This is a genomic window from Moraxella sp. K23, assembly GCF_041154765.1.
GTDB classification, from domain to species: Bacteria; Pseudomonadota; Gammaproteobacteria; order Pseudomonadales; family Moraxellaceae; genus Faucicola; species Faucicola tetraodonis.
This window is the reverse complement of the sequence record NZ_AP031595.1, coordinates 2,280,841-2,298,262: the sequence shown is the minus strand read 5'-3', so window position 1 is coordinate 2,298,262 and position 17,422 is coordinate 2,280,841. Positions and strand designations below refer to the sequence as shown.

At 37.9% G+C, this 17,422-nt stretch carries 12 protein-coding genes and 1 pseudogene; 7 read left to right on the top strand and 6 right to left on the bottom strand.

The window, feature by feature from the left end; genetic code table 11:
* The first annotated feature begins 7 nt into the window (after positions 1–7).
* The 5 genes from ACAM37_RS10155 (at position 8) to ACAM37_RS10135 (ending at position 3,797) form a co-directional block, all read left to right on the top strand.
* The gene (locus tag ACAM37_RS10155) at positions 8–1,228 is read left to right on the top strand and encodes a tyrosine-type recombinase/integrase (RefSeq protein ID WP_219332345.1); all 1,221 of its coding nucleotides are present in this window, start codon (positions 8–10) and stop codon (positions 1,226–1,228) included.
* Positions 1,228–1,530 (top strand): hypothetical protein, encoded by a 303-nt coding sequence (locus ACAM37_RS10150; protein WP_219332346.1) that lies wholly within the window; start codon positions 1,228–1,230, stop codon positions 1,528–1,530. Before ACAM37_RS10155 ends, ACAM37_RS10150 begins: the two co-directional genes overlap by 1 nt.
* Entirely contained in the window at positions 1,520–1,948 is a 429-nt protein-coding gene (locus ACAM37_RS10145; RefSeq protein WP_369626153.1) for a hypothetical protein, read from the top strand. Before ACAM37_RS10150 ends, ACAM37_RS10145 begins: the two co-directional genes overlap by 11 nt.
* Positions 1,949–2,115: 167 nt before the next feature.
* Complete coding sequence (locus ACAM37_RS10140; RefSeq protein ID WP_219332348.1) at positions 2,116–3,189, top strand: HNH endonuclease family protein; 1,074 nt, start codon at positions 2,116–2,118, stop codon at positions 3,187–3,189.
* Positions 3,189–3,797: a class I SAM-dependent methyltransferase gene (locus ACAM37_RS10135; protein WP_219332349.1), complete on the top strand. Its 609-nt coding sequence runs from the start codon at positions 3,189–3,191 to the stop codon at positions 3,795–3,797. The genes ACAM37_RS10140 and ACAM37_RS10135 overlap by 1 nt, the downstream gene beginning before the upstream one ends.
* Positions 3,798–3,832: 35 nt before the next feature.
* Here ACAM37_RS10135 and ACAM37_RS10130 read toward each other — a convergent pair whose 3' ends face one another.
* The 6 genes and pseudogenes from ACAM37_RS10130 to ACAM37_RS12230 all read right to left on the bottom strand — a co-directional run bounded on the left by ACAM37_RS10130 (position 3,833) and on the right by ACAM37_RS12230 (position 12,824).
* Positions 3,833–7,042: a tyrosine-type recombinase/integrase gene (locus tag ACAM37_RS10130; protein ID WP_369626152.1), complete on the bottom strand. Its 3,210-nt coding sequence runs from the start codon at positions 7,040–7,042 to the stop codon at positions 3,833–3,835.
* A 394-nt stretch (positions 7,043–7,436) separates the two neighbouring features.
* On the bottom strand, positions 7,437–9,653 hold the full coding sequence (locus tag ACAM37_RS10125; protein WP_369626151.1) for a hypothetical protein: 2,217 nt from the start codon (positions 9,651–9,653) through the stop codon (positions 7,437–7,439).
* Entirely contained in the window at positions 9,643–10,194 is a 552-nt protein-coding gene (locus ACAM37_RS10120) for a hypothetical protein (RefSeq protein ID WP_138018175.1), read from the bottom strand. Before ACAM37_RS10120 ends, ACAM37_RS10125 begins: the two co-directional genes overlap by 11 nt.
* A gap of 32 nt (positions 10,195–10,226) precedes the next feature.
* Entirely contained in the window at positions 10,227–11,768 is a 1,542-nt protein-coding gene (locus tag ACAM37_RS10115; protein ID WP_050325912.1) for an ATP-binding protein, read from the bottom strand.
* Between the two features lie 740 nt (positions 11,769–12,508).
* Positions 12,509–12,667 (bottom strand): annotated as a pseudogene (locus ACAM37_RS12235) (transposase); the annotation flags it as partial.
* The gene (locus tag ACAM37_RS12230) at positions 12,660–12,824 is read right to left on the bottom strand and encodes a hypothetical protein (RefSeq protein WP_409034785.1); all 165 of its coding nucleotides are present in this window, start codon (positions 12,822–12,824) and stop codon (positions 12,660–12,662) included. The gene ACAM37_RS12230 and the pseudogene ACAM37_RS12235, both read right to left, overlap by 8 nt.
* Positions 12,825–13,286: 462 nt before the next feature.
* Between ACAM37_RS12230 and ACAM37_RS10105 the strand changes: the two genes are divergently transcribed.
* Complete coding sequence (locus tag ACAM37_RS10105) at positions 13,287–16,562, top strand: helicase-related protein (protein ID WP_369626150.1); 3,276 nt, start codon at positions 13,287–13,289, stop codon at positions 16,560–16,562.
* 131 nt (positions 16,563–16,693) lie between these two features.
* Complete coding sequence (locus ACAM37_RS10100; RefSeq protein WP_369626149.1) at positions 16,694–17,419, top strand: DUF4391 domain-containing protein; 726 nt, start codon at positions 16,694–16,696, stop codon at positions 17,417–17,419.
* Positions 17,420–17,422 lie beyond the last annotated feature (3 nt).

Here is a 17,422-nt window from a genome sequence, read left to right as displayed (position 1 = left end):
TGATGAAATGGCATCAATAAGAGCTAGACATGGCGTGTTGGTTGTGGATTTTCGCTACCACAATATTCGCTGCCGTGAAAAAACCAACTTAACCGATACCCCTGCCAACCGCAAAGCCTTGGCAAAGATCGTCGAAAAAATGGAAGCAGAAATCACCTTGGGGATTTTTGATTATGGGGCATACTTTCCCAAAAGTGACAAAATTGAGCAAATGAAACAGCTTGATGACCGAGTCGAAACGTGTGTCAGTCGCAAACCCATGTTTGGACAGTTTAGCCAGACTTGGTTTGATGAAAAGCAAGTCGAATGGCGACAAAGCTATCAACAGAAAATGCGAATTATGCTGGATAACTACCTTTTGCCATATTTTAAAACAAAGCCATTACATACCATTAAAAAGGCAGACTTGCTTGATTTCCGTAGCTCCCTGGCCAAAGTTCGTTACGGTAAAGACAATCAAACAAGTCTGTCGGTAGCACGAATTAATCAAATTATGATACCTCTGCGTATGATACTACAGGAAGCCAGTGACCGCTATGGCTTTGAAACACCTTTTAAAAATATCAAAAATTTAAAAGAAGAAAAGCCTGATGTTCATCCATTTACGCTCAGTGAAGTATGGCTTTTTCTAAATAAAGTGCGAGCCGATTACAAACCCTATTATACCACTCGTTTTTTTACAGGTATGCGAAGCAGTGAGATAGATGGTTTGAAATGGGAGAATGTCGATTTTGACCGCCGAGAAATTAAAATTCGTTCTGCGATTGTTGACGGCATTGAAGGTCCGACCAAGACTTACGGCTCAAACCGTGAAATTGCCATGTCACAGCTTGTATATGACGCATTAATAGAGCAAAGATACCATACTTATGGAAAATCAGACTATGTGTTCTGCAATTCACAAGGTAAGCCATTGGAGCATCGCAACGTCAATCGACGTATTTGGACACCCACGTTAAAGCTATTGGGGCTCAAACATCGCAGAGCGTATCAGACTCGGCATACCGCTGCTACCCTTTGGCTTGCAGCAGGGGAAAATCCTGAATGGATCGCCAAGCAAATGGGACATAGTAGTACCGAAATGTTATTTCGTGTGTACAGCCGTTATGTGCCTGATATGACTCGTCAAGATGGCTCAGCAATGGACAGCCTGCTATTGGCAAGCAAACAACTCGCTTCTGAAAGAAACAACAATCAACAAGATAATGCTAAAAAGGACAATAACTAATGAACAATACAAATCAACTATTGCAGCAACTACTTGGACAAAAAAATGATTATGTGAGTGCTGAAGCATTACAGCTAGGAAATGAATTGATCAAAGAGTTCGATATCATGCCAACCAAAGAGTTAGCAGAGTTTTTGGAGATTGAGTTAGATGTAAATGACCAAAAGGCGGTGCGCATTTGGACACAGCGTCAATTACATCGCATTGACCCAGATGAAACGGATAATGAGCGTTATCGGCAGTTACGCTATCTTTTTGATAAGCAGTTTCCAGAGTCAATGTTAGGAGGCTATGATGAGTAATAGAGAGCTAACAAGCTACAACATAATCTACGATTCAATATTGACGCCAGAGCAGGTTAAGGCGTGTAATTTTTACCTTACTCCAAATTTCGATGAGGAAAGCAAACCCACTCACATCGTTTTTATGAATATGGCCTGTGAGATTTATGGCATGACTTCTGATGAGTTGGCTTGGGCATTGAGTAAATTGCGGTTATATAGCAACGATATTTTATGTATTCACTGTGGTATAAAATATCTGCTGAATGAGCCGATACAATATCATCAAATGCCTAGCGATTGGGAAAATTGGGAATGCGATACGTGTCTTGCATTTTTAGGGCAATCCATGCAATTTAACCAAATGATTGATTTATACCCTGTCAATAATAATGATTGGGAACGAGATGATGATAGTGACGATGTGCCACCTTTCTAAAGATCCACTAAATGACACCGACCTGACAAAAAAGCCACTAAGTTTTTAGTGGCTTTTTTTCTGTAACATCGCATGTTAACCCCTATAAGCTTACCTAGAATAATTTCAGCTAAAATATAGGTCGGGGTATGCTATAGTAAATCAAAAGCCTACCGCATGGATGTCACATGAATTTTGTCGATGTTGAACCCACCTTAGAAAACTACTGGCGAGCCATTATCTTATTTGGCAAAAATACCGCGTCTTATAAATTTGCCCTTGCTAAAAGTTTGATTGATGTCAGCCTTGAGCGGCAATCAGATTTAATCACCCTTGATGATTTAGCCTTGCCATATGCCTTGCACCTTGCTGAGCATCTTAAACACAGCCCTAAACAAAGCACAGGTAGAATGGGTCAATTTATTCAAGCCTGTCAAGACTATAACGTTGGCAAAATCGATGAAGATAGGCTGATTCAAATCACCAAAAAAGAAGGCTTTAAATATGTGCTCGATGCCTTTCATGTGGTTAATACCAAAGCCGTGACTGAGCGATTTTATGATGTGGTGAATGAAGAGTTTTTTATCGATGAGCGTAGATACAACAAAGGCATTCGCTTAACGGATAATCTGTTTAAATTGTTTTATATTTATGACAACTCAGCCAAAGACTTAAACCAAGAAACCGAGTCGCGGTGGAATTTGGTCGAAAAAGCCTGGGAATTGAACATCAATAAAAATCTCATAGCGGTGGAATTTGACCAAGAAACCAAGCAACTTTTTACCCATGATAGTAAACACCGCAGAACCAATATTACTACCTCTCGTGGTGCGTTAAATGGTTATCAAAAGAGCCGTTGTTTTTACTGTTTTAAAGAAATTAGTATTTCATCAGATGACGATTTGCTAGCTGACGTTGACCATTTTTTTCCACATTTATTAAAGCCAGACGTTGCCAACGCTGGGTGTTGTCGTCCTGTCAATGTCGATGGCGTTTGGAATTTGGTATTGTCATGTGCCGAATGCAATCGCGGTGAGAGTGGCAAATTTGCCCAAGTGCCAAGTATTGAGCTACTAGAACGCTTGCACACTCGCAATGAGTATCTGATAGGCAGTCATCATCCACTGCGTGAAACGCTGATTATGCAAACAGGCTCAAGCGAGCGCGACCGCAAATACTTTTTAGATAAATCCTATCGTTTTTCCAAGGAACGCCTTATTCATAACTGGCAACCCAGACCACAGGGGTTGAGCATCTTTTAATGACTACCTTAGATTACTATCAAACCCATGCTAAAGATTTTTTTAGCCAAACCAAACAGATTGATATGCAAAATGTGTATCAGCCATTTTTAGAACATTTGCCAAACGGTAAGCAAAAAATTCTGGACGTTGGCTGCGGCTCAGGGCGAGATAGTGTATTTTTTGCTAATCAGGGATTTGAAGTTGTCGCCATTGATGGCTCACAAAATTTAATTGATTTGGCCAAGCAAACTGATACGCGTATTGACTGGCAATGTATGACATTTGATGAGATAGCCACACAAAGCTGGAAAAATCAATTTACCGGTATTTGGGCATGTGCATCATTGCTTCATGTGCCTTTTGATGATTTATCCAAAATTTTAAATGAATTAATCACTTGCCTAAAGCCCAATGGTGTTTTATATGCGTCCTTCAAATACGGCGATAGTGAACGAGAAAAAGGCGGGCGCTTTTTTTGTGATATGAATGAAGGCAGATGGGAAATTATTGAAGGTCAACTGGAATCTGCCAAAGCCTTAAAGATTTGGCAGACGATTGATAATCGGGTGGATAGACAGGAGATTTGGTGGAATATTATTTTACTTAAACTATCAAATTTAGGATGACTTCTTAGAAAATTTTTAATTTCAATTGGTTTTGCTTAATTCTTTTCCCAACCCATGATTAACAGCCAATGTACGATATGTTTTATCATTACTGAATTGGGCTGTTTTTTGGTAGGCTTGCCTTTATCATTTGGCCGTATCATACTGAGGCTGAACCCGCTATAAATCGGCTTTTGGGTAATATCTCCGTTAAATTCAGCAAATTTTTCATTAAATTTTTTGATAGCGTGTCTCGTTTCTTTGTTATCAATCGGCATACTAAAAGATTTTTTACCTGTTACCTCATTAACTACTGTGGTCGGTGTGTATTTACAAATATTGATACGCCAATACTCGCTTGGGAGTATTTTTAATGCTGTTTCAAGATAGCCATAGAACTGCTTGGTTTCTTTGAATGGAAACCGAATTTCTGGTTTTGAAGGTATGGTTTTTTCATAAAAAATTTGTACAAATTCAGCCAATTCGCGTTTACCTGCTTTAGACTGGCACAATTTTTCAATATTATCAAAGCAAAGGTTTGCTAGGGCAACCTCTTGGTGATAGTGCAATGGCGTTGGCGTAATAATGGGATGAGATGACAGTTGCTGACGTTTTTGACTGACAAATTTATAATTGGGTGAGCCGTTTTCATGGGTAATTAGTTTTAGGGCATTTTGATAAATTTGCATCGCGTCGTTAAAGTCAATATTAAGTTGACAGGCACTCGATAAATCTATGCCTGATTCGATATCACTCAGCATTTTCTCAATGACCAGACGTTTGTATTGACCAAAAATCAAAGATGATGGCGGATCTTGTAATGTTGTTAGAAGAGGCGTCTCAACAGCATCCGCTTTTATAGATTGCTTGGCATTAGGCTGTAATTTTTGCGTTGAAAGTGCATTGTTCATAAAGCTGCGAATATGCCAAAGATTAACGACTTTATTATCAAAATCTACTGCATCCTTGTGATATTGGTTAAAGCTACGCCTTGCTTTACCTGATAATTTGATGACAGTGGCTAATGGTAATTGAATTTTGGCTTTTGACAGTTGATGATGGGCGATAATATCCGCGGTATGAACGTAAGAACTAAACGTGGTGTTCAAATCAGCATGCCCGGCAAAATCTTCCAATACTTGCCAAAAATTTGGGCTGACTGTCCTTTTTGAACCCAATGCAGCATGGCGAATGGCTTGTACCTGTTCACGGCTATAATCGGTAAAATACTCAATAACACTATAATCACAGCGTAATATTAGCGCCATATTTGAGATGGCATTGTGACGAAAACTGTGCATACTGATGTCATGATAGCGGTTTTGTAAAATCGGGTCAGTTAAAATCCCGCGAAAGGGTAGCTCGACACTGTTTCTATCGATTGGTTGAGCATGGTGTGGTAGGGTAAATAAATAATGAGCGTTCTGTCGTAATTTCTGATGGAAATATTTTGTGAATGCAGCCAGTTCAGTAGGTTGCAACAGCACATTGAGCATAAAACGGCGGGTGGCATCATCAGATTTTAAATCGCGTTGTGCATGTGGTCTTAAGACAATATTGTAATCAATAAACCCCTGATTATCATACTCAATATCTGAAAGCCTAATTGATAGCACTTCCATAAATCGCATCCCTGTGCGATACAATAGAATCAGTATCAGTTTTAGCACATCTCTTAGCTTGTCATTAATAGACGGATGGTTCTCGAGTTGCGTGAGCATATGCTGATATAGCGCGACAGGAATTAGACAGCTATTAACGACTAAGGGGTCCTTATCTCGATTTAATCTCAGATATGGGGCGTTAAATTCTCTGACCAGTACGTCATGTAAGGATGCTAGCACAGTTTGGGTATAGCCCATTTTTAAGGTGTTTTTTGTACTTATAATTTTGTCATAAATAAATTTATATTCAAAATCTTGCCAACCAATAAAATCTGCATCACGAGTTTCTGCCAAAAAATCATTGCCAATCTCTGATAAATAGCGTTGTAACGTGCTAGGTTTATTGCCTTTTTTAGCTAAATCTATGAGCCATTTCACCAGGCGTTGCTGGCTAGCTAATAACGGGCTTTCAACGTAAAACCGCTCTAATTGACTGACAATTTGACTTTTCTGACCATTTAAAATGTTGCGAATGACTTTAACAATATCATCCTTAAAATCGCCTTCTAGATCAGGTGTTTTAGCGCTGCTGTTTGAGGTTGTAAGCTGATCAATCGCTATAGTTGGCTCGTTGCTAGTGATGGTGAGCGAAGCTTTGGTACGTGCATCGATTTTTATGGGGCTAAAATAGCGCAGCAGTTGCTCAAAGGTGATAGCAGTATGGCGTTGTCGACCGACCAGGGTTTCAACCATTTGCTGGTCAATCTTTACATTGGGTAGGGTTTGCCAAAAGATATTGATATGATTGAGGAAATTGGAATTTGCAAAGTTATCGGCGTTAAACTTTTCGCCAACCAGGTCGCTCAGTCTGCGAATACATTCTGCATAACTGGGAAATTTGCTGCTTTCAGTAAAATGCGTATTGAGATACACCAGCCAGAGCCGACTGACATCATTTAAAAACACCCATCTTGAATAATATAATTGAACCTCATCAGGGTTTTCATTATCCAACCTTACAATACGATTGGCATACTCGGTTGATGTTAATTCAATCGGTAGTAGTAGCTGTTCTTTACCGACGTGATAAATGGTTGTTTTGTCTTTTAATGCTTGATATACCGCTTTTATGATCAGCGCTTCGTTATAACCGCCAAAGACGATCTGGGAAAATAATAACCAAGTCACACTATCGAGTAGGGTAAAGCTATTCTTAACTTGCCAAATTTGTAGGGCATTATTAACGATTTGCTCGGCTGTTTCTAAATATAAAAAATTGTCTAGATCATTGGTGTTAGCGGGACGTTTAGGGATATTGGCTATAACAGGGGTTGGAAACGGTTTTAGATTTGCCTTACTACGTTGTTTATTGATATTGTTGAAAAACTTTAAGCGGTGAGCCATTGCAGCAGGTAGTTGAGTAGCCTTAAGCTGCTCATTGAATTGTTTTAAGATCCTTTCATACAATTTATCAATAAGTTCATCTTTTACTTGAATTTTATAGCCTTCAGCACTGTCAACTTTCATTTCATTTAGAAAGCTTTGCCATTCGCTTTCACAAACTTGTTGGCTAATTTCAATCGCGTGTCTATTGTCAACTTTTCGAGCGCTTTTAAGCGCTTGTTGTCGACGTTCATAACCAAATAAATCAGAATTGGGCATGCGTTGGTTTCCCATGTTTTTTAAAATCGCTAGTATTTTGGGGAAGCAAATGAATCGCTTGTAACTTGTGAATTGTCCATTCACATTTCTGGATAATACCTGTAAGGATATACATGATCCTGCTTGTCCAGTGTTCCTCGATGTTACATTTCAATTTTTACCTATCAGCTTGATATGTCGATGGTGTAAACACATTATGACGGATATGTCGATTTTCATGCTAAAAATCGACATATCGTATTTTAGTGTCGATCCTATCGACATGAAAACTGCTTATGTCGATTTCCTGATGGGATTTCGACATATATTCGAGCGTTATTGCTGATGGAGATGGTCTATCACCTAAATTCGACTAAACTCGCTTACCACATACCTTAATTCTTCCAATGAGCTATCATGCAATCTGCTGTAATTGGAGTTTTTGAGCTAAATCATCGTAGACGTGTCGAACCACGATGATATCACCCACACTCATTGACGAATGTTTTTGCCAAGTTTCTTGTCCAAACATCTCATGCGCAAATATGGCCAAAATAATGGCTTCATCAACTTGCTGCTCTAGCAAAAAACGTTGCCCAACATGACGTGTCCAATCCGCTTTAAACTTAAAATTTTCTGCTAATTGTTTTTGAATAATCGCAGGTCGCATACTTGCCATATTGCCCTTGGTATCTAACCAATTAATTAAAGGACGTTTAGATTGTAGAATTTGCTCAATCTGCTGAGCTAATGCAGGATTTAATCGTCCAAACTTGGCAGAAAATTTTGACAAAAATTCCAAGTAATCTTGTATTGCTTTAACCAGAAAATCACAGATTGGTACAAGGCGTTGGGCATTGGTGGTGAAACGTTCTTCTTTGTCTTGAATCCAAGCGATTTTTCGGCTTAGATTAAATTGCTTCAAAAAGCCAGGTGCGCCTTCCACCGCACGAACAGAAGTTAGAATTAGCGACACATGCCAGAGCCATAAGCTATAAGCATTAAACTTATCAATGTAATGCGTCTGGGTAATAAGCTGTTTGTGTAAATGCTCAAAGAAGCGTCTTACCAATAAATATTCAGGCGTATTTTGGCTACCGATATGAAAATCAGCATCTGGCTTAGTGCTGAAATAACTTAAATCTAAACAACTACGTTGATTCAGCAGTGCAATCGCTTGTTGATAAACCTCGAAAATTTGTATTTGTTTAAGAGAGGTATACGATAGGTCAGCACGTTTGCGAGCATTTCTGCCTGTAATAATACTAGCAATCTGTGTGGTCGTAATTTTCTGAATAAGCAAGGTATAAAGTGACTTTTCGATACGGGCTAAGCTCAGGTATGGTAGATCCAATTCGTGACGTAAATCACCAATGACCGATTCAATCCATTGTGCCATCGGCTCACCTTTATATGCCAAAAAACTCGCTAACTCAGGAGGTAGCGGTAATTTTATTGATGACAAGCGATTTGCTAGAACATTCTCAATACCTACCTGCCGAATACGCAATGGGGTAATATCAAGCTTTATAAAAAAATCAAATTGTTGAGTTCGATTACTAACATCAACAATTTTTTTCTCATTATTATTAATATCGACGGATAACTGTTGTATCGAATAACCGGTGTGTAACGAAAGCAGTAAATAAGCCACAGCGCGCTTTTTATCTCTCTTGATGTCTGCTTGATGAAAATATTGCCACAGCTTACTACAGACATTTTGTATCACGAAAGGCGGTAAATGACGAATGTTGATCAGACTAAATAGCTCATTGCGGTTAGCATGGGAAACTTTCGCCTTGGTTCGAAGCTGAATTTGTTTTGGGGAGAATTTTTCGGTTGCTTTTAGGCTACGTTGCTCAAGAACGACGTAAGTAGGCAAATTATTATCAAGACGCTCGCGCAACGCATCAATATCATTCTGCGTTGATTCAATCTCTCTAACCTCTACCAATTCATCAGTATCATCATCAATATCATTGACAGCCAACGTTTGGGTATAGCTCTCGTCAATTTTTGGTTTTGCTCGGCTCTTTCTACCTTGAGCCTTTCGAGTAATGGGTTGGCGATGATGATAAGCGAATTCAAGCGTACGATAAATTGACTGTAGTTTTGATAAATTTGGGTGATTAGCGTTTTCAAAAATTTCTAGTTGTTGATGAACATTTCGATAGGTTTGTTCTAGTGTATCTGCCTGCCAAGTGGTATAACAACTTTGCCAAAGCGATTGATAACTAGACTTGGGTGTAAGCCACTTTCTTGCTTCAACGCTGGTTTCGCTAATACGCCGAGTCAACTTGTTATTAGCAAAATATAGTAAAAGGTGGCAAAGCTTAGATATCCATTGCCACTCCAATGATGGATTTTTTATATCAAATGGTGTGAGAACATAGCTACTAGCAAGAAATGCTTTAACTTCATAACTCTCCTTCGTAGTTTTGCCTTTGTAACTTTCAAAAATCACTTTTAACTGTTTAGGTTCCAATATGACATTCGATTTATCCGTAATATCAAAACCGACAAATGAAGAATCAGTAATAGATGTAACCGTCAGAAAAAAGTCTCGTAACGACTGCACATACTCGTCATCGTGCTTTGGCAATAGGACAGCAATTAATTTATCAATATCCATCTAGAGCCTCTTGAATTAATTGGGAAAATAATGGAAAAGTATATTGCCGATGCTCTCGTTGTAACTTGGCTTGATAATCATAATGATGACGTTCTAACTGCAAATCATCTAAAATTTTTTCAATTGTCATATTGCCCCCAAATAGTTCCTCAGCAATTTTTTTTGGCATATATTGCTTAAGCTCATTAAAAATTTTGGGATTGATAGGCTTAAGTGCATAAAAGTCACCTTTTAAAGATGCCCAAGCCCTTCTTTCAATGTCGATATTTGACAAAGGAAGTGGTCTAATTGTTACATTGTTGGCATCATTGACTAGCACCACTTCAGCAAAGTTATCAAAAAAGTAAAATCTGTCATCATCTTTTATGACGTCAAATATCAAGGGCTTATGCGAATTTTGGTGAGCAGAAGGAGTAGGGAAGTTTTCACAGTAAATTTGAAAGGCTTTAACTACCGAAGGATGGACAACAAAATTTTCAGTCGTTACAGACAGAGTTTTGGTGGTGATTCTGTGAGTTATTTTCGATGTGTTTTTTGCCATTTATCTGTCTCAGCTAGAAACCCAACTTTCATTTAGATGACTTCAAATCCAACTTCTAAGCTTTTTTCATCAAACTCAACGCCAATCTCATAAATTTTCTTACCCAATCCTTGATACTTTTGAGCATACTTTTTATCTTGAATTTGAGCAAGTGCTGACCCTTTGTCACTAGACTGACGAATCACTTTAAACTCAAAAATATAGATACAGTCAGCAAAAAGCACTGTCATATCCATACGCCCATTGCTGGTAGGCTCTTCGACATTGATGTGCAAGCCAATACTGGCAAAATACGCATAAAAAACGCTTGCCCAATAGCCTTCAAAATGGGCGATATCGTTATTGCTATGCCAATTATAGGGAATGCCTGCAAAAAAACTTTGAATGGTGGCAAACATTCCTGCCAAATCATCATCCACAAGATTTTGATACAATTGACTTTGAATGCGGATGATTTGAGGAGCTTGTGTCGGTAGGAACTTATAGATAACTGCTTGATTGAAGCTTTGTTGCACTTCAATATTAGGAAATTTGAACGTATAACGCACGCCAAAGGGTAGCTGTAAAACCTTATCAACCGTCAAATAGCCTGTTTGAAACATCAGAGCAATTGGACTGATATTACCTACTTCAAACTGTGATAAGACTTGCTCGCTGCTATCAATCCCTTGTAAGCTAGTAATATCAATATGTTTATGTAATAACATATCCATCAAAAATGTTGGTGAACCCGTTTCAAACCAATAAGCCTTGAACATTTTTCTGCTATTAGACAAGAACAACAAAATATCATAAGGGTTGTAAACGGATTCGCCTGTCCAGTTATAACCGTTATACCAATGTTTGACCTTGGCTAAATCAATACCTTCAAGTTCAGGAGCAAATACGGTTTCAAGCTCAGCCTGGGTATAACCACACAATGCAGAAAATTCTTCTAGCAAGGTAATATCCGTTAAATTGTTTAGCCCTGAAAACAGGTTAATTTTGCTAAACCTTGACACACCTGTCAGCATACTAAACCGAATATAATTATCGCTGGCTTTGATTGAACCATAAAAATCACGCAAAACATCTCTGACTAACACAGCTTGCTGTTCATCCGTGATGCTATCTAATATGGGCTTGTCATATTCATCAATCAGCACCACCACCTGACTTTGATACTGCTCAGAAATTCTTTTTAACAAATAGCCAAACCGACCACTATAAGTCTCATAAATTCGCTCAATCCCAAACTCACGCTCGATTTCACTAATTTGCTCATGCAGTATTTTGGTTAAATACTCGTAATTAAGACTGGTATTAAGTCCAAAGTCGATACGAATAATAGGATAAGTTTTCTGCCAATTCCAATGATTCTCGGCATATAGTCCTTTAAACAAGGTTTTATTGCCTGAAAAAAGTTCAGCAATCGTATCAAGTGTTAAGCTTTTACCGAATCGACGGGGGCGAGATAAGAATACAAATTTTTCTTTGAGTAGTTCAATAATGTAGGATGTTTTATCAACATAATAGTAATTACCCTTGCGTATATCAGCAAAAGTTTGTATTCCTTTTGGAAATAGCTTCTTCATAGTTAACTCAATATGATTAAAGACAAGTACAATTATTTTAGCATTATTTAATCAATTTAAAGCATCCATATAACTTTATAATTTTTTATTATATTTAAAAAATTAATTTATAATATATTACCAATTATTTATTATATTAAGTAAATTTAATATTAAATATAAATAAATAAAAAGATTTAAGATTTTTTTAGAAATAGGGTGGGGCAGATATAGGTCGGTGTCACTTTTGATTTTATACAGCAAAATTAACGTGACCGAAAACTATCTAATATACCTAAATATACACTAAAATTTTGAAATAATAAAGATAATAAAAAAGCTGAAGACCTTTTAGATGAAGGAATTCAGCTTAATGTAAATTTAAGTATTTTAGGTGTACGTCATTGCCAAGGTCGGGGTCGCGAGTTCGAATCTCGTTTCCCGCTCCAAATTCAAGAAAGCCACTTTATAGCAAAGTGGCTTTTTTATTGCTTTAAAATCAGCAAGTTAGATAATCTATTTTATTTAATTAGTACTCATTTGCTGTGACCCCGTTTTGTCACTAAGGCACATAAAAAAATCTTTGTGCCATAATTGTGCCTTAAATGTGCCATGGTTATTTCTCGACCAATCCGAAATCTGACTACAACCTTGATTTTTTTATTTAGATTGGCTTAACAGGGTTGCTTTCTGATAAATAAACTATGAGCTCATTGGTCATGCTTTTCAAACTTATCTCCAAGATAAATTAAGGCATGTCCCTAATTCACTTGAGCTTGGATTATTAAGCAAGCAAGGTAAATCATCGACTTAAAATTACGAGCTAATTTCTCATATTTCGTGGCCATACTACGAAACTGCTTTAACCTTGTAAACGTATTTTCTACTAAATGTCTGAGCTTGTATAAATAACTATCCAAATTGGGATTTGGCTGTTTGGCATTCTTGCATGTTGGTACGACAGTTGTCATAAATGGATTTTTGTAGTTCGTCCACCATGGCCTTGTCCAATTGGTTTATCAAAGCCCGCCCTAGCTCCACTTGCATGCTGATGACACCGTATGTAGCTTCCGTCACGGTACGAGTGTTTGTAGTGATGTAACACCCATTCTACGTCAAGGTATGCTCTACCTGCTCCCATAGTTCATCTGTCAGTGCGATTCATGCCATTTTTTCCTATACTAAATCCTATGAATCTAGGTGTATTTGGCACTTTTTATTTGCTTTTTGAAGTGAGGATATAGCCTAGTGAAAAATAAAATTATTTACCGTAAAGCTTTAAATCAGCGTTTTAGCTACATTGGAAAGAATAATTACCTGTCGTATGTGTTTCAATTGGCTCGTATTCATGATTCGGTTGAGGAGAAAAGGCAAGTGAGTGGGAATTGGAATAATATGAGTAATTATCTAAATGAGCGCCAGTTATAAACTTATATAATTTAGAAACACGACATTAAATTTGTTTGAATTTTATATTGACTTACACCCTAAAACCTTAATAAGCTCAATAAAATCCAATTAAATAAACTCAGATTATTTATGAAACTTATCGATAACATCAATAGCACTTTGGGAATAGATATTGGCAAGAATCTTAATAATCAATCTAAACTCAAAATTGCTGCTTCCTATTTTTCAATTTACGCTTATGCGGCCTTAAAACAAGAATTAGAAAAAGTTGATTCCCTTCAATTTGTATTTACATCACCCACATTTATTACGGAAGATGTAACCGAAAAACTCAAAAAGGAAAAACGAGAGTTTATTATTCCAAAAATTGATCGTGAAAGTAGCCTATATGGTACCGAGTTTGAAATTCATCTAAAAAACCAATTATCACAAAAGGCAATCGCTAAAGAATGTGCTGATTGGATAAGACGAAAAGCGATATTTAAATCAAACACTAGTAGTGCACCTATGCAGGAATTTATTAGTATTCAACAGCCCGAGACATCTCTGACATACATGCCAATTCAAGGTTTTACCCCAACAGGTTTGGGCTTTGAAAAGGGCAATGCCATATCTAACATGGTTAATTGCTTTGATGAGCAATCTACGACACAAACTTTTATCCAGCTTTTCAATCGGATTTGGCATGATCCGACCAAAGTAGAAGACGTTACTAGCCAAATCGTGCAGCATATCGAGTCTGTATATCAGGAGAATCCACCTGAACGGATTTATTTCTTAATGCTCTATAATATCTTCAAGGATTTTTTGGAGGATATCAGCACGGATGTCATACCCAATGACTTAACTGGCTACCAAGATACGGTAGTATGGAATAAGTTATTCAATTTTCAAAAAGATGCCGCTTTTGGAATTATCAATAAATTAGAAACTTATAATGGCTGTATTTTGGCAGACAGTGTCGGTCTGGGTAAAACATTCACCGCATTGGCTGTGATTAAATATTATGAGCTACGTAATAAAAGCGTATTGGTACTTTGCCCTAAGAAATTGGGGGCAAACTGGACCAACTATAATGCCAACTTAGTCACCAATATTTTTGCCAACGATCGCTTTAGTTATGATGTCCTTTATCATACTGACCTATCTCGAAACAATGGTGAAACGTTAGGGATTGATTTGGCGAAAATTAATTGGTGTAACTACGACTTAATCGTTATCGATGAATCGCATAATTTTCGTAACCGTGGTGCGTATAAGGAACGAGAATCGCGTTATGATCGTTTAATGAACAAGGTCATTCGTCAAGGAGTAAAAACCAAGGTGTTGATGTTATCAGCGACGCCTGTAAATAATCATTTTACGGATCTCAAAAATCAGCTAGCCCTGGCATACGAAGGCAATGCAGACTTTATAGAAAGTAAACTTGACACTGAGCGCGATATTGAGACTATCTTTCGTAGGGCACAAGCAAGTTTCAATACTTGGGCAAAGCTAGAACCTGAAGAACGTACAACCCAAGCAATCCTAAACTTGCTTGATTTTGACTTTTTTAAACTGCTTGATAGTGTGACAATTGCTAGATCGCGCAAACATATCCAGACATTCTATGACACTACAGCTATTGGACAGTTTCCTACGCGTCTTAAACCCCTTTCATATCGCACTCCCTTATCCAATGATAAACAGGCTGTAACGCTCAACCGAATTTATGCAGAGCTGTCATTAATTAAAATGGCGGTCTATGCGCCTGTCACGTATATTTTCCCTAGCGCCTTGCGTAAATATGAGGAGATTTTTGATACTTTGGTTGAAGGAAAAGGGCGACTGAAGCAGGTTGATCGTGAGCGTAGTCTGCAAGCATTAATGACGGTCAATCTGCTTAAGCGTCTTGAAAGCTCAATCCATGCATTTAGATTAACGCTAACTTTTCTAGAGAAAAGTATCAGCAATGTGATTGCGAAAATTGATGATTTTGACGCACGTGCGACAGATGACGAAGTAAGTATTGCGCCTTTGATGGGCTATGATCAAGATGAGAACGGCGAACTGCTTAATCCAGAAGACTTAATTGGCAATAAGTTGAAAATTCATTTGGCGGATATGGATCGCTTATCTTGGCGAATGGATCTTGATGGTGATCGAGAAATCATCAAAGGGTTGTTACGGATGATTGCTACGATTGACACTAAGAATGATGCTAAGCTACAACACGTTAAAAGTCATATCATTGAGAAACTACAGCATCCCATTAATCCCGGTAATCACAAAGTAATTATATTTACCGCCTTTGCGGATACCGCTAATTATCTATATGAAAACATTGCTCCTTTTTTATTGGAGAACTATGGATTGCATAGTGCCAAAATTACAGGCAACGATAATACGTCTACCATCAAAACCCGCGTTAAGAGTCGACAGAGCTATGATATGCAGGGCTTATTAACTTTGTTCTCACCAAAATCGAAACAAAAACAAGATATTTTTCCAGAAGAATCTCGGGAGATTGATATTCTGATTGCGACTGACTGTATTTCAGAAGGTCAGAACTTACAAGATTGTGATTATCTCATTAACTTTGATATTCACTGGAACCCGGTACGTATTATCCAGCGTTTTGGACGGGTAGACCGCATTGGTTCATCAAACAGTGTGATTCAATTGGTAAATTATTGGCCAGATATCAGTCTTGACGATTATATCAATCTAAGAGAGCGGGTGGAAAATCGCATGGTTATTGTCGATATGACCAGTACAGGGGATGATAATGTCTTAAGTGCCCAAGCTAACGATATGGCATATCGACGTGAGCAGCTGCAAAAGCTACAAAATGAGGTGCTAGACCTAGAAGACGCCAATACAGGTGTGTCTATTACAGACTTGGGGCTTAATGATTTTCGTATGGATTTATTAGGGTATTTAGAAGTGCATGAGGAACTAAAACGTCTACCGAATGGGCTGCATACCGTAGTACCCGCACAGCCAGAAATTGGCTTAGAAGCAGGCGTTATATTTACATTAAGAGCAAGAAACCCCCAGATGGCAGGTAATCAAGCCAATCGTTTGTATCCGTATTACTTGGTGTATATCAATCAAAGTGGCGATGTGGTATATGATTACACCCAAGCCAAATATTTGCTAGATGTCGCTCGTAAAGCGTGTCGTGGCATAGACCAACCCATACCAAAAGCGTATGAGTCTTTTAACCGCAAAACCGATGATGGACGAAACATGGGACAGTATTCGGCATTATTGGATATTGTGATTCATTCGATTCGGCTGCTAAAAGATGAGAAAGATATTGATAGCTTATTTTCAGGGTTGTCAACGACTGCCTTGGTGGATGTAGTATCTGGGCTTAATGACTTTGAACTGATTAGCTTTATTGTGATTGAAGACAATTAGACAACGATGGTTTCTTACTTACGACATTAGTGGTAGGGAACAGTTGGCTATTTGAGTATAAGAAGTCGTACTGAATGAATTTCTTTATAGAGTATTTACAGAAGTTTTCGATCTAACCAAGGGAGTGAAACATGTTGTATCGCTATCCACCAACCGCTAAAGTGGATAAAATTATTCCAAAAAATAAGTTCTACCAACGAGGCAGTGCCAATCACCGTATCGAACGCTTGTTTGTGGAGCAAGTGGAAAGTATCCGATGGGCGTATAAGCTCTCACCGCATACAATTAATCTAAACGATAGCGAGACAATTAAAGAAATCCAAATTTTTAGTATCGTCAGTCGTGTTGAAAGGCTAGATACGGAAGTTTTGCAGTTTATCGATAAATTGATACCATCACCGATTATCTTTGAGATTCTCTTTGAAGATAAAATCAAAGTCATCGCAACTTATAAGCGTCAAAGCCAAGCAGACAGCCAAAAATTCGTCCTAGGCAAATACTACGCAACTGATTGGCAGGACCTAACACAGCGTGAAGATTTACCGATTGTATTTGGAATCGCGGATTTGTATGAGTATTTTATTGAGCAGCTACTTATTCATACCAACAAAACGACAAATAAAACGTCTTCGAATGTCTTTTTGTCGCCAAACGTCGGAGCTAACCTATCTACAACGCATCAAAAGATTGCTAGTATTGAAGAAAAGATTGCCCATGCCGAAAAAGTTGCACTGCTTACCAAACAAATCAATGAGTTACAAAAACGCATTTATAAAGAAAAACAGTTTAATCGCCAAGTAGAGATGAACTTGCAGTTACAAACGCTACAAAAGCAGCTCAAAGATTTAACCCGTTAAAAG